The sequence below is a fragment of the Streptomyces sp. NPDC001536 genome, from assembly GCF_042894505.1.
Lineage (GTDB): Bacteria > Actinomycetota > Actinomycetes > Streptomycetales > Streptomycetaceae > Streptomyces.
Genome location: NZ_JBIAVQ010000002.1, coordinates 245,332 through 264,404, shown reverse-complemented (window position 1 = coordinate 264,404; position 19,073 = coordinate 245,332). Strand labels below are relative to the sequence as shown.

The 19,073-nt window shown below is 71.1% G+C and carries 16 protein-coding genes and 1 pseudogene; 7 read left to right on the top strand and 10 right to left on the bottom strand.

The features are described from left to right. Positions 1–15: 15 nt before the first annotated feature. The 4 genes from ACFY0U_RS06425 to ACFY0U_RS06410 form a co-directional block, all read right to left on the bottom strand. A complete protein-coding gene (locus ACFY0U_RS06425) occupies positions 16–1,038 on the bottom strand; it encodes a LacI family DNA-binding transcriptional regulator (RefSeq protein ID WP_388631100.1) in 1,023 nt (340 codons plus the stop codon). 77 nt (positions 1,039–1,115) lie between these two features. Beyond that, a complete protein-coding gene (locus ACFY0U_RS06420; RefSeq protein WP_388631097.1) occupies positions 1,116–1,952 on the bottom strand; it encodes an ATP-binding cassette domain-containing protein in 837 nt (278 codons plus the stop codon). Next, entirely contained in the window at positions 1,949–2,962 is a 1,014-nt protein-coding gene (locus tag ACFY0U_RS06415; RefSeq protein ID WP_388631094.1) for an ABC transporter permease, read from the bottom strand. Before ACFY0U_RS06415 ends, ACFY0U_RS06420 begins: the two co-directional genes overlap by 4 nt. Before the next feature lie 134 nt (positions 2,963–3,096). Beyond that, positions 3,097–4,113, bottom strand: coding sequence for a sugar ABC transporter substrate-binding protein (locus tag ACFY0U_RS06410; protein WP_388631091.1), 1,017 nt, complete (start codon positions 4,111–4,113; stop codon positions 3,097–3,099). 260 nt (positions 4,114–4,373) lie between these two features. Here ACFY0U_RS06410 and ACFY0U_RS06405 point away from each other — a divergent pair, with 260 nt between their 5' ends. The 3 genes from ACFY0U_RS06405 (at position 4,374) to ACFY0U_RS06395 (ending at position 8,391) form a co-directional block, all read left to right on the top strand. Beyond that, the gene (locus ACFY0U_RS06405; protein WP_388631089.1) at positions 4,374–5,336 is read left to right on the top strand and encodes a carbohydrate kinase; all 963 of its coding nucleotides are present in this window, start codon (positions 4,374–4,376) and stop codon (positions 5,334–5,336) included. Between the two features lie 171 nt (positions 5,337–5,507). Beyond that, positions 5,508–8,069 (top strand): GH32 C-terminal domain-containing protein, encoded by a 2,562-nt coding sequence (locus ACFY0U_RS06400; protein ID WP_388631086.1) that lies wholly within the window; start codon positions 5,508–5,510, stop codon positions 8,067–8,069. A 28-nt stretch (positions 8,070–8,097) separates the two neighbouring features. Then, positions 8,098–8,391, top strand: coding sequence for a putative quinol monooxygenase (locus ACFY0U_RS06395; RefSeq protein ID WP_388631083.1), 294 nt, complete (start codon positions 8,098–8,100; stop codon positions 8,389–8,391). Positions 8,392–8,514: 123 nt separating this feature from the next. Here the strand turns inward: ACFY0U_RS06395 and ACFY0U_RS06390 are convergent, their stop codons facing one another. Further along, positions 8,515–10,086: a carboxylesterase/lipase family protein gene (locus ACFY0U_RS06390; RefSeq protein WP_388631080.1), complete on the bottom strand. Its 1,572-nt coding sequence runs from the start codon at positions 10,084–10,086 to the stop codon at positions 8,515–8,517. Between the two features lie 348 nt (positions 10,087–10,434). Between ACFY0U_RS06390 and ACFY0U_RS06385 the strand changes: the two are divergent. Next, a pseudogene (locus ACFY0U_RS06385) lies at positions 10,435–10,644 on the top strand (flotillin family protein); the annotation flags it as partial. Between the two features lie 344 nt (positions 10,645–10,988). Here ACFY0U_RS06385 and ACFY0U_RS06380 read toward each other — a convergent pair. Further along, entirely contained in the window at positions 10,989–12,305 is a 1,317-nt protein-coding gene (locus ACFY0U_RS06380) for a hypothetical protein (protein WP_388631077.1), read from the bottom strand. A gap of 113 nt (positions 12,306–12,418) precedes the next feature. On the opposite strand from ACFY0U_RS06380, the gene ACFY0U_RS06375 reads away from it, so the two are divergent. Continuing rightward, a complete protein-coding gene (locus ACFY0U_RS06375; RefSeq protein ID WP_388631074.1) occupies positions 12,419–13,645 on the top strand; it encodes a molybdopterin-dependent oxidoreductase in 1,227 nt (408 codons plus the stop codon). Between the two features lie 313 nt (positions 13,646–13,958). Here the strand turns inward: ACFY0U_RS06375 and ACFY0U_RS06370 are convergent, their stop codons facing one another. From ACFY0U_RS06370 to ACFY0U_RS06360, 3 genes are read right to left on the bottom strand one after another with little or no spacing between them, the layout of a single operon-like run. Further along, positions 13,959–14,702 (bottom strand): class I SAM-dependent methyltransferase, encoded by a 744-nt coding sequence (locus tag ACFY0U_RS06370; RefSeq protein ID WP_388631071.1) that lies wholly within the window; start codon positions 14,700–14,702, stop codon positions 13,959–13,961. Further along, positions 14,699–15,316, bottom strand: coding sequence for a DUF2064 domain-containing protein (locus ACFY0U_RS06365; RefSeq protein WP_388631068.1), 618 nt, complete (start codon positions 15,314–15,316; stop codon positions 14,699–14,701). Before ACFY0U_RS06365 ends, ACFY0U_RS06370 begins: the two co-directional genes overlap by 4 nt. Continuing rightward, positions 15,313–15,990: a glycosyltransferase family 2 protein gene (locus ACFY0U_RS06360; protein ID WP_388631065.1), complete on the bottom strand. Its 678-nt coding sequence runs from the start codon at positions 15,988–15,990 to the stop codon at positions 15,313–15,315. The genes ACFY0U_RS06365 and ACFY0U_RS06360 overlap by 4 nt, the downstream gene beginning before the upstream one ends. 112 nt (positions 15,991–16,102) lie before the next feature. Here ACFY0U_RS06360 and ACFY0U_RS06355 point away from each other — a divergent pair, with 112 nt between their 5' ends. Both ACFY0U_RS06355 and ACFY0U_RS06350 read left to right on the top strand, forming a co-directional pair. Beyond that, a complete protein-coding gene (locus tag ACFY0U_RS06355) occupies positions 16,103–16,813 on the top strand; it encodes a response regulator transcription factor (RefSeq protein ID WP_388631062.1) in 711 nt (236 codons plus the stop codon). Between the two features lie 2 nt (positions 16,814–16,815). Continuing rightward, positions 16,816–17,928 carry a sensor histidine kinase gene (locus tag ACFY0U_RS06350; RefSeq protein WP_388631059.1) on the top strand — a complete coding sequence of 371 codons (1,113 nt, stop codon included), beginning with the start codon at positions 16,816–16,818 and terminating at the stop codon, positions 17,926–17,928. 21 nt (positions 17,929–17,949) lie between these two features. Here the strand turns inward: ACFY0U_RS06350 and ACFY0U_RS06345 are convergent, their stop codons facing one another. Next, positions 17,950–18,951: an NAD-dependent epimerase/dehydratase family protein gene (locus tag ACFY0U_RS06345; protein WP_388631056.1), complete on the bottom strand. Its 1,002-nt coding sequence runs from the start codon at positions 18,949–18,951 to the stop codon at positions 17,950–17,952. Positions 18,952–19,073: the final 122 nt, after the last annotated feature.

Here is a 19,073-nt window from a genome sequence, read left to right as displayed (position 1 = left end):
CCCGGGCCGGGCTGCCTACGGCTTGGGCGCTGGTTGTTCGCCCGAGCCACGGACGATCAGCCGGGTGGGCACGGTGATGGTGCGGGTCCGGGTGCGGTCGCCGTCGAGCCGGGTCAGGGCGGTGGTCGCGGCTGCCCTGCCGAGTTCTTCCGCGTCCTGGGCGACGGCGGTGAGGGCGGGTTCGAGTGCCTCGGCGAGCGATACGTCGTCGAAGGCGACGACCGCGACGTCCTTGCGCTTGCTGCGGGCGAGTTCCGCGACTATGCCCAGCGCCATGATGTTGTTGCCGGCGAACAGGGCCGTGGGGGGATCGGCCAGGCCGAGGAGTTGGGCGGTCGCGGCCTCGGCCCCTTGCTGGTCGTGGGCGTTGGCGACCAGCGAGCGGTCGTAGGGGATGTCGGCCTCCCGCAGCGCCGAGCGATAGCCCGCCAGCCGTTCGCGGCGGGTGTACAGCTTCAGCGGCAGGTCGCCGACGAAGCCGATACGGCGGTGTCCGTGGGCGATGAGGTGGGCGACGCCGTCGTGGGCGCCCGCGCGGTTGGAGCTGACGACGCTGTCCGTGGCGAGGCCCACTCCGGGACGGTCGAGGAAGATCACGGGCAGTCCCGCCGTACGGTGGGTCTTGAGATGGGTGTGGTCGGCGCCGACGGACGGAACGACGATCAGGATGCTGACGCGGCGGGCGAGGAACTTGTCCGTCAGGGCGCGTTCGCGCTCGGGGTCGTCCGCGGAGGAGCCCATGAGCAGGGTCAGTCCGCGGTCGCGGACCGTGTCCTCGATGCTGCGGGCCACGGCTCCGAAGAAGGGGTTCCCGAGGTCCGGGATGACCAGTCCGACCGTGGTGTCGGGTCCGCCGACGCGGATGTTGCGGGCCATGAGGTTCGGCTGGAAGCCGAGCTTGGCCACCGCGGCGAGCACTTGTTCCCTGGTCTGTGCGGAGGCGGGCCCGTCCTCGTTGAGGACGCGGGAGACCGTCTTGGCGCTGACGCCGACTTCTCGGGCGACGTCGGCCAGGGTGGGGCGGCGGCTGGCTGCCATGGAGGAAACCGTCTCCTGAGGGCTCTCGGTTCCGGCCGCGGCCTCGGCCGGAAACATGCGAGAGCCGGGTCGTGCTGTCAGGTGGCCTGGACTCCCGCGGCCTTCGCCGCCTCGGAATCCGCTACGACAGTATCTCCGGCCGCGTCGACGGTGAGAGCGCCGGTCATGATGGCGACGACCTCGGCCATGGAGTAGTCGGAGGGCTTGATCACGGCCGCGCGCCGGCCGAGGCGGTGGACGTGGATCCGGTCGGCGATCTCGAAGACGTGCGGCATGTTGTGGCTGATGAGGACGACCGGCATGCCCTTGTCCCGGACCCGGCGGATGAGGTCCAGTACCTGGCCGGACTCCTTGACGCCGAGCGCGGCGGTGGGTTCGTCCATGACGACGACACTGCGGGCCCAGGCGACGGACCGGGCGACCGCGACGGCCTGCCGCTGTCCGCCGGAGAGCGTCTCGACCGACTGCGTCAGCGAGCGCAGACCGATCTTCAGGTCGGCCATGTGCTCGGCGGCCTCCTGGCGCATGCGCTTCTTGTCGAGCATGCGGAAGACATTGCCGAGGACGCCGGGGCGGCGCAGTTCGCGCCCGAGGAACATGTTCGAGGCGATGTCCATGGAGGCGGCCACGGCGAGGTCCTGATAGACCGTCTCGATGCCGTGGGCGCGCGCACTTTGCGGCCCGGAGAAGGTGATGGGCTCGCCGTTGAGCCGGATTTCGCCCGCGTCGGGTGTCACCGCGCCGGTGAGGGCCTTGATCAGGCTGGTCTTGCCGGCGCCGTTGTCGCCGATGACGGCGAGGACCTCGCCGGGCAGCAGGTCGAAGTCGGCGCCGTCGATGGCGGTGACATGGCCGTAGCGCTTGACCAGACCGCGGGCCTGAAGGACGGGGGTGGGGGCGGAGGTGGCGGTCATCGGGCCTTCTTCCGGGAGAGCTGGTCGACGGTCACCGCGAGGATCACCAGGACGCCGGTGATCAGGGTCTGGTAGATGGACGCGACGCCCATCAGCTGGAGGCCGTTGCGGAAGACGCCCACGATGAGGACGCCGATGAAGGTGCCCAGGACCGAGCCGCGCCCGCCGAAGAGGCTGGTGCCACCGAGGACCACGGCGGTGATGCTGTCGAGGTTGTCGGTCTGGCCGGCCTGCGGGTCGCCGACTCCGGTGCGGGAGATGAGCAGCAGGGCGGCGATGCCGTAGAGGAGACCCGCCACGGTGTAGATGCCGATGGTGAGGCGGGAGGTGCGGATGCCGTTGAGACGCGCCGCTTCCTGGCTGTTGCCCAGGGCGTACACGTGCCGGCCCCAGCCGGTGCTGCTCAGCGCGTAGGCGAACAGCAGGAACAGGGCGATGGTGACGAGGGAGCCGTAGGTGATGTCGGTGTGGCCGAGCGGGAAGGTCTCGCCGAGGGCGGTCAGCGGGCCCGGCAGGTTGGTGACCGTCTGCTCCTCGGAGTAGATGTGGGTCAGCGCGAACGCCACATTGAGCATGCCGAGGGTGACGATGAACGGCGGCAGCGGGATCTTCTGCACCAACAGCCCGTTGAGCAGCCCGAATCCGCCGCAGACGCCGATGCCCAGAGCGATGGCGACGAGCGGGGGCAGGGAGCCCTCGGCGGCCATCTTGGCGATCATGATGCTGCCGAACGCCATCACGGCGCCGCACGACAGGTCGATGCCCGCGGTCAGGATGATCAGGGTCTGGCCGATGGCGAGCGTGCCGACGACCATGACCTGCTGCACGATCAGCGAGAAGTTCCCGCCGGTCAGGAACTGGTCGGTCGAGAAGGAGAAGAAGGCGCAGGCCAGGAGGAGGGCGACCAGGGGTCCGGTGGTCGGCGCCGTGAGCAGTCGCCGGGCCGTGGTCGGTGCTTTGAGCTCGGCGTACGGCGAGGGCGTGCCCGGGGGTGTGGTCGTGGCTGTCATGCGAAGTCCTTGTCGGAAGACAGAAGTCGTTGCCCGTCCTGGACGGAGGGCAAGAGGACGAGCGGGCGGCCGTCCCCCGGTCGGGGGGAGGACGGCCGCCCCGCTGAGAAGGGCATACGGATCAGGCGGCCGACTCAGCCCCAGCAGTTCTCCAGGCCGTAGGCCGTGTCCTTCGACGTGACGCCGTCCTGCGCCTTGTCGCTGATCAGGGTGACGCCCGTGTCGGTGTAACCGGACGCCTTCTTGCCGTCCTTGGCGTAGTCCACGACGGCCTTGACGCCCTCGGCGGCCATCTTCAGCGGGTACTGCTGCGACGTCGCGGCGATCTTGCCGTCCTTGACGGCCTGGGTGCCGGTGCAGCCGCCGTCGACGGAGACGATCAGTACGTCCTTCTCCCGGCCCTTGGCCTTCAGCGCGGTGTACGCGCCCAGCGCGGCCGGCTCGTTGATGGTGTAGACGACGTTGATGTCCGGCTCCTTCTGGAGACAGTTCTCCATCGCCGTCTGGCCCTTGGCCTGGTCGCCGCCCGTGTCCTGGGCGCACACGACGTCCTTGTCGGTGGCGCCGAAGCCCTTGAGGAACCCGTCGTGGCGCTGGATGCCGACGGAGACGCCCGGCGCGAGGTCTAGCGCGGCTATCTTCGCCGTCTTGCCCTTCATCGCGGCCTTGGCGTACTCACCGATCAGCTCACCGGCCTTGAGGTTGTCGGTGGCGAAGAGGGCGTCGACCGCGCTCTCCGGGTCGGTCGGGGTGTCCAGGGCGATGACCAGGACGCCCTTGGCGCGGGCCTTCTCGATCGCGGGCACGATCGCCTTCGAGTCGCTCGGGGTGATCAGGATGCCCTTGACGCCGGCGGCGACCATGTTCTCCATGGCCGTGACCTGACCGGCGTTGTCCCCGTCGAACTTGCCCGCCGCGGTGGACAGTTGGGCGCCGTTCTCCTTGGCGGCCTTCTCCGCGCCCTCCTTCATCTTCACGAAGAACGGGTTGGTGTCGGTCTTGGTGATCAGACCGACCTTGACCTCGCCCGAGCCGGAACTCGAAGAGCTCGATCCGGAGCCGGACCCGCAGGCCGTCAGGGTGAGGGCCGCGACGCCCGAGACCGCGGCGACTCTGAGGAGGGAGGAGGACAGGCGAGTGGTGCGAGACATGACGACTCCTGTGGGATAGCGAGCGGCACGGAGGTGGGATCAGAGCACGCCGCCCGGGGTGTCATCGTTGACTTATGTCATCGTTGACACTGCCTGGCGAGGATGATGGACTCCGTCTCCCGGAAACGTCAATGCCCCGCGCTTGTCACAAATCGGCAAACACCCGCGGCCGCCGCTCATCGTGGCTGCCCGGCAGCCGCCCTCCCGTGTGACCGGTGCGCCCGTACGTCCGTCAGACGTTCGTCAGAGGAGAGCCGCCCATGAGCCCGCGCCAGATCACCGTCCTGGGGGAGTGCGTCGCGGACGCGTTCACCGACCCCGCGAGCACCTCCGACGAACTTGCCCTCCGTGTCCTGCCGGGCGGCGGACCTGCGAATACGGCAGTCTCCCTGGCCCGTCTCGGCACCCCGGCGCGCTTCCTCGCGCGGCTGTCCGGCGACGTGTTCGGCCGCCTGTTCCGCTCCCACCTGGAGGCCTCCGGGGTGGACCTGTCGGACGCCGTCCAGGCCGCGGAACCCAGCACGCTCGCCGTGGCGGAACTGGACGCCCGGGGCCAGGCCCAGTTCTCCTTCCACGCCCAGAACACGGCCGACTGGCAGTGGACGGAGGAGGAGCTGGCGCGGGTGGACCTGTCCGGCACCGCCTGTGTGCACACCGGATCCCTGGCCCTGGTCCAGCAGCCCGGTGCGACGGTGGTCGAGGACTTCCTGGCGGCGGCCGCCCCGCACGCGACCATCAGCATCGACCCCAACGTCCGGCCGCTGCTGGTCCACCCCGACGTCTACCGCGCCCGCCTGGCGCACTGGTGCGCTCTCGCCGACGTGCTGCGGCTCAGCGAGGACGACCTGGCACTCCTGCTGCCGGGCACCCCGCCCGAGCAGGCCTGCGACATCTGGCACGCGGCCGGGGCACGGCTCGTCGTGATCACCCGCGGCGCCGACGGCGCCCTGGCCTCGCTCGACGGCGAACGGGTCCAGGTGCCCGCCGTCCCGACGAGCGTCGTCGACACGGTCGGGGCGGGCGACTCCTTCACCGCCGGGCTCCTGCACCACCTCGGCACTCATGGGTTTCTGGGCGGCCGGCTGCCGGAACTCCGTCTGGACGACGTCGCGGAAGCCTGCCGCTTCGGTGCCCGGGTCGCGGCCCTGACCTGCTCGGTCGTCGGTCCCAACCCGCCGTGGGAGAGCGAGCTGACGCAACTCGCCGAGGCCGACCGCGTGTGACGGGGGAGCGTGCCGCTCAACAGGGCATCGAGGCCGCACCGTTGACGCGTTGGCCGGATTGCCCCCATCATCGGGCCACTCGATGTCATCGATGACACAAGTCAACGATGACACGCCTTGTGGGTGCTGTGGACGACGGCATCGCCAAGGCGTCCCCTTTTCGGAGGCACCATGAGCTCTGGACGTGTATCCCGGCATGCCCGCGTACGGATGATCGCGGCGATGGCGACCGTCTGCGCCCTGTCCGCAGCCCCGCTCGCCCCGCAGGCCGTGGCCGCCGACACCCCGCCGTACTCCGAGACCTATCGGCCCCAGTTCCACTTCACCCCGGAGAAGAACTGGATGAACGACCCCAACGGTCTCGTGTACTTCAAGGGCGAGTACCACCTCTTCTACCAGTACAACCCCAGCGGCAACTCGTGGGGCGACATGTCCTGGGGCCACGCGGTCAGCAAGGACCTCGTGCACTGGAAGGAACTGCCGCTCGCCCTCTCGCACGACGACAACGAGATGGTGTTCTCCGGCAGCGCGGTCGTCGACCGGGACAACACGACCGGTTTCGGCACGAGGAAGAACCCGGCCATGGTGGCCGTGTACACCAGCTTCGACAAGGCCACGGGCGTCCAGGCGCAGTCGCTCGCCCACAGCACCGACCGCGGCCGTACCTGGACGAAGTACCAGGGCAGTCCCGTCATCGACATCGGCTCCAAGGACTTCCGCGACCCCAAGGTCCAGTGGCACGCGCCGACGAAGAGCTGGCTGATGACGGTGTCGATGTCCGCCGAGCACAAGGTGCGCTTCTACTCGTCCAAGAACCTCAAGGACTGGGAGCTGCAGAGCGAGTTCGGGCCGGCGGGCGCGACGGGCGGCGTGTGGGAGTGCCCGGATCTGTTCCCCCTCGCGGTCGACGGCGACCAGAAGAAGATCAAGTGGGTTCTGGTCGTCAACATCAACCCCGGTGGTATCGCGGGCGGTTCGGCCGCCCAGTACTTCGTCGGCGACTTCGACGGCAAGAAGTTCACCGCCGACGACAAGGGCGCCTACACCCCGCCCGCCGGCACGGTGGTGCAGGACTTCGAGGGCGCGGACTTCGGTACGTGGGCGACCACGGGCACCGCGTTCGGCACCGTGCCTGCGGCCGGGGCGGTGGACGGCCAGGGCACGGTCGACGGCTTCGACGGCAAGGGCCTCGCCAACAGCTTCCACGGCGGTGACGCGGCGACCGGCACCCTGACCTCGCCCTCCTTCACCGTCGACAGCAAGTACCTGAACTTCAAGGTCGGCGGCGGCCGGCACCCGCACGTGGACGGCACCGTCCTGGAGCAGGGCCCGCCGCCCGCGGGCACGGTCCTCGCCGACTTCGAGGGCGGTACCTACGGCGACTGGACGACGACCGGGGACGCCTTCGGCACCGCACCGGCCACCGGCACCCTCCCCAACCAGCAGGAGGTCTCCGGCTTCCTGGGCAGCGGCCTGGTCAACAGCTATCTGAACGGCGACTCCACCACCGGCACCCTCACCTCGCCCGAGTTCACCGTCGACAAGGACTACGTCAACTTCCTTGTGGGCGGTGGCAATCACCCCGCCGGCTCCGACAACCCGACCGCGATCGAACTGCTCGTCGACGGCCAGGTGGTCCGCAGCGCCACCGGACAGGACGGCGAGGCACTCAACTGGGCCTCCTGGGACGTCAAGGACCTCGCCGGCAAGAAGGCACAGATCAAGATCGTCGACGGCAACAGCGGCGGCTGGGGCCACCTCAACGTCGACCACATCATGCTCTCCGACACCCGGGCCCGGCCCGTCTCCCAGGAGACGTCCGTCAACCTGATCGTCGACGGAAAGGTCGTACGGAGCGCCACCGGCTCCAACAGCGAGACCCTGGACTGGGCCTCCTTCGACCTGCGCCCCTACGCGGGCAAGCAGGCGCGGATCCAGCTCGTCGACATGAACACCGCCGGCTGGGGCCACGTCCTGGCCGACCGGTTCACCGAAGCCGACACCGCCGCGAAGTCCGTCGTCCAGCGCGCCGACTGGGCCGACTACGGCAAGGACTACTACGCGGCGGTGTCCTGGGAGGACGCGCCCGACGGCAAGCGGTACATGATCGGCTGGATGAACAACTGGGACTACAGCGGCGCGATCCCCACGTCACCGTGGCGGGGCGCGCAGAGCATCCCCCGCGAGATGGCCCTGCGTACGGTCGACGGCCGGATCCGGCTGACCAGCAAGCCGGTCGGCGGCGTGGAGTCCCTCCGGAAGAAGCACCCGGCGACAGCGACCGGAGTCACGGTCAAGAGCGCCTCGAAGCCCCTGATCGGCCCCGCGGCCGACGGAAAGGCACTCGACATCGAGGCGACGTTCTCCCTCAAGGACGCCGAACGCTTCGGCCTGAAGGTACGCACCGGCGCCGGGGGACAGGAGACCGTCATCGGCTACGACGCCACGACCCAGGAACTGTATGTCGACCGCACCCGCTCCGGCGCCGTCGACTTCAACAGCACCTTCCCCGGCGTCCAGACCGCGCCGCTGAAGGCGAGGAACGGCAAGGTGAAGCTCCGGATCCTCGTCGACTGGTCGTCCGTCGAGGTCTTCGGCGGCACCGGCGAGGCCGTCATCACCGACCAGATCTTCCCCGACCCCGCCGGCCAGGGAGTGCGGATCTTCGCCGAGAACGGCTCGGTGAAGCTGGACAAGGCCGTCGTCTGGCATCTCGACTCCGCCCACGACTGACGCCCGCAACGGACAAGGACACGAGACCGTGAAGAAGACCCTGCTCGCCGAGTTCACCGCCCGCCAAGGGGCGGAGGACGAGGTCGCCCGCCTGATCCGGGACTACGCCCTGAAGGTGCGAGAGGAAGTAGGCAACCTCGTCTTCGACGTCTACACCAAGGCAGCCGCCCCGCGCGCCTTCTGGATCTTCGAGGTGTACCGCGACGAGGACGCCTTCCAGGCGCACCTGAAGGCACCGTACGGCGGCCCGTTCAACGCGGCGCTCGTCCCGCTGATCGAGGAAGAGGCCTCGGTGCTGACCTTCCTCGATCCGGTGACCTGACCTCACCGCTTGAAGATCGTTGGAGGCGTCGCGCTCCCCGTCGACGGCGGCCACGTCGCCCGACAGCGGCGTGGGAGCCGCCGTCACGCAACGGACGGTGGCTTCCCACGCCGGCATCGGGTATCAGCAGACGGCGAAGGGATCGACCCCGTCCCATGCCTCGCGCCGCGTGCCGGCGAGCCGGTCGTTCACCAGGCGCGGCTCGACGTCGAACGACAGGCACGTCCGGTCGCGAGGGGTGAAGGCCGGCCAGTGGGGCAGTGCCCGGGTCGCAGGCGTTCCGTGCTTGGCGAACGCGGCGAAGGAGTCGATCATTTTCGCGGACAGGGCCTTGGCGGTGGGGAGGTCGGCGGGTGCGGCGCCGGTGAAGTCGCCCTGGCCCCAGTTGCCGAAGGTGTACTGGACGTCGCTGCCGTGTGTGGGCCCGAAGGGGCCGGCCTGCGCGTAGTCGAAGGTGTACTGCCACACCTTGGCGCCGGCCCGGTGCGCGAACTCGGCCAGCCAGACCGAGGGCATCACGACGAACCAGCCGCTGAGGATGTCGTTGAGGGTGACGTGCCCGGGCAGGGCGGTGTCGTCGTAGACCTTCTGGAGGCGGTCCCAGTGCTTGCCGGTCGCCTGGCGGGCCAGGGTCTCGAAACGGGCGGAGAAGACGGGCGAGCCCATGAACGGCTCGGCTTCCATGTTGCAGGTGCCGATCAGCAGGTCGACGTCGCCGCCCACGGCTCCCAGCGGATGCTGGGGCAGCACCTGCCCGTCGATGACGTGACCGTACGGCTCCAGCAGGTGAGGGTCGTTCGCGGCCTGCACCGAGGCGTCGAGCAGTTCCGCGGTCGACACCTTCGTCAGGCGTGAGGTGTCCGTGGTCCCGAGGGAGCGCATGACCGCTTCCCGCGTCGCGGAGGCGAACTCGGTGGTGTGGCAGGGGCGCGGGCCGCCGCTCTGGATGATGGCGCGGTGGAACAGTCCGCGTGCCCGGGGGGTGCCGAGCAGCGCGCCGATGGACATGGCGCCGGCTGATTCGCCCATGACCGTGACAGCGCACGGGTCACCGCCGAAGGCGGCGATGTTGTCGCGGACCCAGCGCAGCGCGGCCATCTGGTCCAGCAGCCGAAGATTGCCCGAACCGTAGCGGTCCGGCTGGTAGAGGCTGCCGAAGGCACCCAGGCGGTAGTTGAACGTGACGACGACGCAGTCGCGCTGCGCGTAGTTCCCACCGTCGAAGGTCGGATCGTTGCCCGTCCCGGCGAGGAATCCGCCGCCGTGGATCCACACGATCACCGGCCGCTTCCCCTTGGTCGACGGGGACCAGACGTTGAGGTACAGACAGTCCTCGCTCTGGTTCGGGGTCTCCGGCAGGCCGGGCAGCAGCGGCACCTGCGGTGCGGCATGGCCGTACGCGGACGCGTCCCGCACTCCGGTCCACGACGCCACCGGCTGCGGCGGGGCGTAACGCCGTGCTCCGGTCGGAGCGGCGGCGTACGGCATGCCCTTCCAGACCAGCACGCCGTCGCCGCGCTCGACGCCGCGCACCTTGCCCGAGCGCGTGCCGACGACGACCGGCCGGGTGCCGGCGTCAGCGCGGGGACTCGCCAGGGCGTCGGCGGGGGCGACGACACCTGCCCCGAGCGCCGCGCCGACGACGCCCGCGCCTGCGATTCCCAGAAGCCCTCTACGGCCGAGATCCTGACTCAACGGGTACCCCTTCCCAGCGTGAGGCTGAGAGACGAAGACCGAGGCCGGCGGCACGACGAAGCGCGCCGACGACCCTATGATCGACGAGGCTTGCATGTCCCTCAGCCGAAAGGGAGGGAAGGATTCCTCCCCCTTTTGCCTGAATCTCAGGGCAGTCCCACGATGCTAGAGCCAGTCCCGCCGCTTGAAGATCACGTACAGGCTCACACAGACGACCCCCATCAGGCCGATCGCGAAGGTGGGTGGTGGCGGCACCGTCCGCGACGTCGGTCGTGGTCCGCCCGGTGGACCGCTGAACCCGTCTGTTCTTTCTGTTCCATTTCTCGTGCGTGATTCGGGGGCACTGTCATGAGTCCTGTCGTCGTTGCCGTGGTCGGAGTCGTCGTATTCCTCGTGCTGCTGGCACTGGTCGTGGTCACCCGCTACAAGGTGGCGGGGCCGAGTGAGGCGTTCATCGTCACCGGGCGGCGCGGCAAGAAGGCCACCGATCCGGAGACCGGCCGGGTGTGCTCCCGGCACATCCCGGTCGCGGTACGCGGCGCGGTCACGCTGCGCGGGAGGTCGGACCACGAGGTGATCGTGTGTGCCGCGGGGGCCGGACTGCCGGCGGTGGCGCGGGCGGAAGAGGCGCACGGGTGGCTCCGGGGCAGCGGCGGACGATCGCCGACCAGGCTTCCCGCACACCTGCCGGAAGGCCATCGGGCACTGGACACAAGTGCCCGTCATGTGCCGCCCTGGGTGAACTTCGGAATTCCCCTGTCTCCCTCGGCCATTGGCCGCCGGAGAACTCGTCGCGGGCGACCAGGGCGCCGCCGCCCGCCGGTGACCCTGGCCTCGATCGTGGCTCTGGGGAACCGAGTGACGGTTGCCGCGGGGGTAGGTGCAGGGCAGGTGGCCGCGCGTCACCACCCGGTGCGCAGCAGATGGTTGAGGAGCAGGGCGAGCACTGCCTGGGCGGCGAGCCAGGCGCGGGGGCGGGTCAGGAGGGCGCAGGAGGGGAGCAGCCACATGGCGAAGGGGAGCCAGATGCGTTCTGTCTCGGCCTTGCTCATGCCGGACAGGTCGGCGGTCAGGAGGGCGAGGAGGGCGGCGGTCACGAGGACGGCCAGGCGGACGTCGGTGTTGTGTCTGCGGAGCAGGGCCGCCGCCGTACGGCGCAGGGCCGCCGCCGTCGCCAGTCCCGTGATCAGGACCGTGCATGCGAGGTTGGCCCACACCCAGTAGCCGTACGGGCGTACGCCTCCCGCGCCCTGGTAGTAGCGCGTGACCAGCAGCCGGTACGCCTCCCACCAGTCGAACCCGGCGAGCGTGAACGCCGTCGGCACCACGGCCAGTCCGGCCAGGAACAGAAAGAGGAGGGCGACCGGTCGTTGCCGGACGCGGCGCCTGCCCAGCCACAGCACAGCCGCGCCGATGACAGCGATGAGTGTCAGGCCGTAGGAGAGGTAGCAGGTCAGCCCGAACAGCAGGCCCGAGCCGACCGCCCACCCGAGCGACCGCCCGGTGACCGCCAGCGCCAGCAGCGTCACCGACCACGCCGCCACGGCCGCGAAGTACGCGTCGGCCGAGGTGCCCATCCACACCGCCGCCGGAGCCAGGACCAGGAACGGCGCCGCCCGCCGCGCGGGATCCTCCCCGGCCAGCGCCCGTACCGCCACCAGCACGGCCACGCATGCCGTCGCGCCGACGACGATGCACCACATGCCGGCCCAGCCGCCGCCCCGCAGGCCGAGTCGGTCGAGGACGACGAAGGTGAGCGTGGCGGCCGGGGGGTGCCCGGCGACATGGGCGGGCCAGTTGTCGGGGGCGTCGATGAGGATGTGGTGGGTGAAGTCGCGCAGCGTGGCGGGGATGTCGTCGAAGCGGTCGATGACCTGGAGGTATTCGTTGCGGGTGGTCAGCTGCTCCGCGATGCCCCGGTGCCATCCGTCGATCAGGGCGAGGGAGAGGGTCCAGGCCATGGCCGTCGCCCAGGCGGTCGCGAGCAGACCCCGCCAGGGGAGGCGGGCGGCGAGCGCGGGGCCGTACGCCACGGTCGTCGCCGCTACGAGGACGGCCAGGGGAGTGCCGGGGCCGATGTGCGGGTCCCAGGTGGCGAGGACGGGCGGCCAGCCGACGCGCAGCCGGTCCTGGAGGGGGCGGCCGACCAGCGCGGCCACGACGACGAGCAGGGCGGCGGCCACGGCGGCGTACAGATCGCGGAGCTGGTCACGGGTCACAACGGCACGCTAGGCCGGGTGGCCGCATCCGAGCCGTCGTCAGGGCCGGACGTCAGCGTTTCGTCATGGGTCGCGGACCCGTTCACGGGGTGATCCGGACCTACGGTCGAGGCATGACACGGTCGCCCTTTTCGCCCGGCTTCTGGCGCAGCCCGCTGCGCGGTCCCCGGTTCACCTCGGTGCTCGGCCTCGTGCTGCTCGTCGGGATCACCGTGCTGTTCCTGACCGGCCTGGTCTCGTACGCCGCGTACAACCCGGATCTGTCGCCGGTGAACGACAAGACACCGGACAAGGGGATCCTCGGCTTCTACCTCTTCTCCTGGCCGACGAACCCGCACTGGCTGTACCGGCTCAACCAGGGCGTGCACGTCACGCTCGGCATCACGCTGATCCCGGTCCTGCTGGCCAAGCTGTGGTCGGTGATCCCCAGGCTGTTCGCGCTCCCGCCGGCCCGCTCGCTCGCCCACGCCCTAAAGCGGATCTCGCTGCTGTTGCTGGTCGGCGGGGCGCTGTTCGAGTTTGTGACCGGGGTGTTCAACGTTCAGCTGGAGTACGTCTTCCCCGGCTCCTTCTATCCGCTGCACTTCTACGGGGCGTGGGTGTTCTCCGCCGCGTTCGTCGCGCACACGATCCTGAAAACCCCGGCAGCCCTGCGGAACATCCGCCGACTACGGGATGGTGCCAACGACTTGACGGCCCCTCAGCCCGACCCGCCCACCGTCTCCCGACGCGGCGCCCTGTGGTTCGTCGGGGGCGGCTCGCTGCTGCTGTTCGCCACGACGGTCGGCCAGAGTTTCGACGGCCCGCTGCGACGCACTGCTCTCCTCGCCCCGCACGGCTGGGCCGAGCCCGGTAACGGCCCGAACGGCTTCCAGATCAACAAGACGGCCGCGTACGCCGGGATCGACGCGGCCGAGACGAGCGAGGACGCTTGGCGGCTGGTGGTCGTGGGGCGCGCGGGCACGGTCCGTCTCAGCCGTGCCGAGCTCCTCCAACTGCCGCTGCACAGCTCGGCGTTGCCGATCGCCTGCGTCGAAGGATGGTCGACGTCCGACCAGTGGTGGCGCGGGGTGCGGCTGCGCGACCTCGCCGCGCTCGTCGGTTACGACGACGGCGGTCCGCCGGACGTGTTCGTCGAGTCCCTCCAGCGCCACGGTGCTTTCCGCCGTGCCGCCCTGCGCGCCAACCAGGTCGCCGACCCGCGCTCCCTGCTCGCCCTGTTCGTCAACGGCGAGGCACTGTCCCCCGACCACGGCCACCCGGCGCGGATCATCGTGCCCGCCGCACCTGGCGTGCTGAACACCAAGTGGGTGGCCCGCATGACGTTCGGAGACCTGTGATGCTCCCGAGGATCCCAGTCGGCAGCCCCTTCCAGCTCTTGCTGCTCGCCGCCTCGTTCGCCCTTGCCGCCTACGCCGGTGCACGGCTCCTCGCCGACGACTGGTTCGGCGTCGCGCTGTGGTTCGTGGGGGCCGCGCTGCTGCACGACCTCGTCCTGCTGCCGCTGTACGCGGTCGCGGACCGGGCGGTCGTAGGAGGGCTCGGTGCGGCCGGGCGCCGGGAGTGGGCGCTGTACGTCCGCGTCCCGGCAGCCCTTTCCGGTCTGCTCCTGCTGGTGTGGTTCCCGCTGATCAGCGGGATGGTCGACCGGCGCTACCGCTCGGCCACCGGACTGTCGCCGGACGGCTTCCTCGCCCGCTGGCTGCTGATCACCACAGTGCTCTTCGGCGTCTCGGCGTTGCTGCTGGCCGCACGGGTGCGCAGGGCGGCGAAGCGGCGGCCGCCAACTGTCCACTGATGTACGACACTCCATCGCGCCCGGTCCGCGTACCGCAGCAGGGCCGGGGTGCCGAGGCGTGCCCATGGGAAAGCGCCCCCAGGGGCGAGGGTGATGTCGACGACCTGCACCTCGGCCCGCTCGTCGACGTCCACCGGCAGTGTCTCGGCGATCAACAAGCCGCCGGGGGGCAGGAGTTGGGCCACCCGGTCCAGCAGGGCGCGCGGATCGCCGCCGATGCCGACGTTGCCGTCCATGAGCAGGACTGTGTCCCATCGGCCCTCGCCGGGCAGTGGCTCGAAGACCGAGCGCCGCAGCGCCTGGCCGCCGAGCCGGACGGTGTTCTCGACGGCGGTCTGGCTGACGTCGATGCCGAGCACGGTGCGGCCCCGGGCGGCGAGTTCAGCGACCAGTCGCCCCGGTCCGCAGCCGACGTCCAGCACGGTGCCCTCGCAGCGGTCGAGGACGTCCAGGTCGACCGGGTCGGCGCGGGCGCACCAGCGTTCCACCTCCAGTGGCAGGAGCCAGCCGTCGGTGCGGCGCAGGAACAGGGGGCCGCGGCCGGCGCGCAGGGCGGTGGCGTAGGGGTCGGCGGTGGCCCATGCGGGCGTCGTGGTCATCGGTGGGCCGCCGCAGTGCAGCGGGCGAGCCGGGCGGCGAACCGGCCGTGCGGGGCGAGCGCGGCGACGGCCCGGGCGTCGGCGGCGGTGTCGACGTCCCGAAGCCGCGGCAGGTCCCGCACCCGCAGCCCCGCGCTCACGAGCCGCTCGCGCTGCAGGGCCCCTGTCACCGGCGTCGACATGGGCACGCCGAGCAGCAGGGCGGGATCGGGTTCGGCCAGTCCGAGGGCCCAGAAGCCGCCGTCCTCGGCCGGGCCGAAGTACGCGTCACAGTCGGCGAAGTCCACGGTCAGCAACGCCGACGTCACCTGCGGGGTGTCCATGCCGATCAGCAGGGCCGGCCCGTCGGCGCCCGCGAAGGCGTCCGCCAGCCGTTCGTCGAGACCGCCCGCGCATTGCCGTACGACATCGAAGCCGGGCGGGAGCCAGGGGCCGGGCGTGCCGTCCAGTACGAGGACCCGGCGGGAGGCGGGTGTGGCCGCCACGGTCCGCAAGGTGTCCGTGAGGGCGGCCTGAGCCAGTGCCGCCGCTTCCTGCGGGGTGAACGGCGGGGTGAGCCGGGTCTTGACCCGGCCGGGCAGTGGCTCCTTGGCGATGACGAGGAGAGTGGTCATCGTGCCGTCCCTTCGTTCAGGACCCGGCTCATGTCCCGTACCGCCTGCCAGGTGCCGCGCCAGGTGCCGGTCACCTTGGAGGCGCCGGTCCGGGGGAGATACGGGACATCGTGCTCGGCGATCCGCCAGCCCGCGTCGGCGGCGCGCACCACCATCTGCAGGGGGTAGCCGCTGCGCCGGTCGGTGAGGCCGAGGGCGAGCAGCGGCTCGCGGCGGGCGGCGCGAAGCGGGCCGAGGTCGTGCAGGCGCAGTCCGGTGCGGCGGCGCAGGAGCAGGGCGAGCGCGAGGTTCCCGGCGCGGGCGTGCGCGGGCCAGGTGCCCCGGCCGCGCGGGCGTCGGCGGCCGAGTACGAGGTCGGCGGCACCGTCTCGGATCTCCTGGACGAACGGCTCCAGCAGACCCGGGTCGAGGGAGGCGTCGCAGTCGCAGAAGCAGACGACGTCGGCGGTGGCCGCGGTGAGCCCGGCGTGGCAGGCGGCGCCGAAACCCCGCCGGGGCTCGTGCACGACGGTCGCGCCGAGCTCGCGGGCGATGTCCGCGGAGCCGTCGGTGGAGCCGTTGTCGACGACGAGGGCGCGCCAGTCTGCCGGGATGCGGGCCAGGACCCAGGGGAGGGCCTCGGCCTCGTCGAGACAGGGGAGCACGACATCCACGGTGTTCGTGTCGATGGTCACGACGTTCACCCTACGAACGCGAGCGGGACATATCGGACTCCGGCTCCTTACGAAACAGGGACGTCGAGGGCGGTGGGGGCCATCGGGGGCGGCGCGGTGCGACGCTGGACCCATGCAACAGTCGTACGAGGTCACGGGGCAGGCCGGGCGGGTCCTGGTCGTCGATGACGACCCCACGGTCGCCGAGGTCGTCGCCGGATACCTGGACCGGGCCGGGTACACGGTGGACCGGGCGGACGACGGCCCGACCGCCCTGACCCGCGCCGCGGCGCACCGGCCGGACCTGGTGGTCCTGGACCTGATGCTGCCCGGCATGGACGGCCTGGAGGTGTGCCGCCGGATGCGCGACCACGGACCCGTCCCGGTGATCATGCTCACCGCGCGCGGCGACGAGGACGACCGCATCCTCGGCCTGGAGGTCGGCGCCGACGACTACGTCACCAAGCCGTTCAGCCCGCGCGAACTCGTCCTGCGCGTGGAGTCGGTGCTGCGCCGCACCCGGCACGACACCGGCACCCGCCTGCTGAGCGCGGCCGGTCTGACCGTCGACCCGGCCGCACGTCGCGCCACCAAGAACGGCACCGAACTCGCCCTGACCCTCCGGGAGTTCGACCTGCTCGCCTTCTTCCTGCGGAATCCGGGACGGGCGTATGCCCGCGAGGACCTGATGCATCAGGTGTGGGGCTGGGACTTCGGCGACCTGTCCACCGTCACCGTCCATGTGCGCCGGCTGCGCGGCAAGGTCGAGGACGACTCGGCCCGGCCGCGGCTGATCCAGACCGTGTGGGGCGTGGGCTACCGCTTCGAGCCGGAGGGGGACTGAGGATGCGGGACACCCTGCTCATCGCCCTGTTCGCCTTCCTCGGCGCGGCCGCGGCCGGACTCCTCGGGGCCGGTGTCCTGTGGCTGCTGCGGCGCCGTTCCCTCACGGTCTCGCTGACCGTGGTGGCCGCGGTCGCCGTGACCGCGATGCTCGCCGGCACGCTGGCCGTGGCACAGGCGATGTTCCTGTCCGGACACGACCTGAGCGTGGTGACGACGGTCGTCGCGATGGCCGCGGTGGTCTCCCTGGCCACCGCACTGATACTGGGCCGCTGGGTCGTCGCCCGCAGCCGTGAACTCGCGGTCGCCGCCCGCTCGTTCGGCGACGGCGGCGATTTCGCCGCTCCCGTCGGCCCGGCCACCGCCGAACTGGAGGCGCTCAGCCGTGAGTTGGCTGCCACCAGCGCCAAACTGGCCGAATCCCGGGACCGTGAACGCGCGTTGGAGGCCTCCCGCCGTGAACTGGTCGCCTGGATCTCACATGACCTGCGCACCCCGCTCGCCGGTCTGCGCGCCATGTCCGAGGCGCTGGAGGACGGCGTCGCCACCGACCCGGACCGCTATCTCAAGCAGATCCGCACCGAGGTCGAGCGCCTCAACGGCATGGTCGGCGACCTCTTCGAACTCTCCCGCATCCATGCCGGCGCGCTGCCCCTGTCGCTCGCCCGGATGTCGCTGTACGACCTGATCGGCGACGCCCTCGCCGGCGCGCACCCGCTCGCCCGTGAGTACGGCGTTCGTCTGGTCGGCGACCATGTGGCCGCGGTTCCGGTGGAGGTCGACGGCAAGGAGATGAGCCGGGTCCTGGGAAACCTGCTGATCAACGCCATTCGCCGCACTCCTGCCGACGGCACGGTGGCCATTGCCGCCGAGCGCTCCCCGGAGGGCGTGGTGGTGTCGGTGACGGACGGCTGCGGCGGTATTCCGGAGGAGGATCTGCCGCGCGTCTTCGACACCGGCTGGCGCGGCACGGACGCCCGCACCCCGCCGGCGGGCGCGGGTCTGGGCCTGGCCATCGTGCGGGGGATCGTGGAGGCCCACGACGGGCGGGCCGCCGTACGCAACATCCCGGGCGGCTGCCGTTTCGAGGTGGTGCTGCCCGCGGCCGCTTCCTGAACGCGGGCAACACCACCGGCCCTACGCCCCCTGCATCCCGGCCCGCGCGAACTCCGCCATGCCCTCCTCGAAGCCGACCTGTGGTTTCCAGCCCAGCTCCGCCCGCAGGCGGGACGAGTCCGCGGTGATGTGCCGGACGTCGCCCAGCCGGTACTCACCGGTCACGACGGGCTCCGGCCCGCCGTACGCCGCTGCCAGGGTCCGGGCCATCTCTCCGACGGTGTGCGGATCACCGCTGCCGGTGTTGAACACCGTCAGCACACCAGCCCGCGCCTCGGCCTCCAGCGCGGCCACGTTCGCGGCGGCGACGTCCCGCACATGGACAAAGTCCCGCCGCTGCCGGCCGTCCTCGAAGACCCGCGGGGCCTCGCCGCGGGCCAGCGCGGACCGGAAGAAGGAGGCGACACCGGCGTACGGGGTGTCACGGGGCATCCGGGGCCCGTACACGTTGTGGTACCGCAGCGACACGGCCTGACCGCCCGTCACCCGGGCCCAGGCTGCCGCGAGGTGCTCCTGCGCGAGCTTGGTGGTGGCGTACACGTTGCGCGGGTCGACGGGAGCGTCCTCGCCGACCAGGCCGGGGGAGAGCTCCGACCCGCACACCGGACACGCGGGCTCGAACCGGCCCGCCTCCAGATCGGCGACGGCCCGCGGCCCCGGGCGCACGACTCCGTGCCGTCCGCACTCGTACCGGCCCTCCCCGTACACGACCATCGACCCGGCCAGCACGAGATGTCGTACGCCCGCCTCGGCCATGGCGGCGAGCAGCACGGCGGTGCCGAGGTCGTTGCGGGAGACGTACTCCGCCGCGTCGGCGACGCCGTTGCCGAGCCCCACCATGGCTGCCTGGTGGCAGACCGCGCCGACGCCGGCCAGGGCGCGGGCGACGGCGGCGGGGGCGCGGACGTCGTCGGCCGGGTCCTCCCGAACGTCGTACACGACGGGTTCGTGCCCGTGCGCCCGCAGCGCCTCGACGACATGGGACCCGATGAAACCGGCACCGCCGGTGACCAGTACTCGCATACGGCCACGCTAGGTCGGCGACCGCGCCGGACCCGGTGACCGGACCGGCACGTCATCACTCCGTAAGACGTCGGGAGCGCGTCGGAGGGGAGGCAAATCGGGCCGCCTGCGAGATGCCGCCG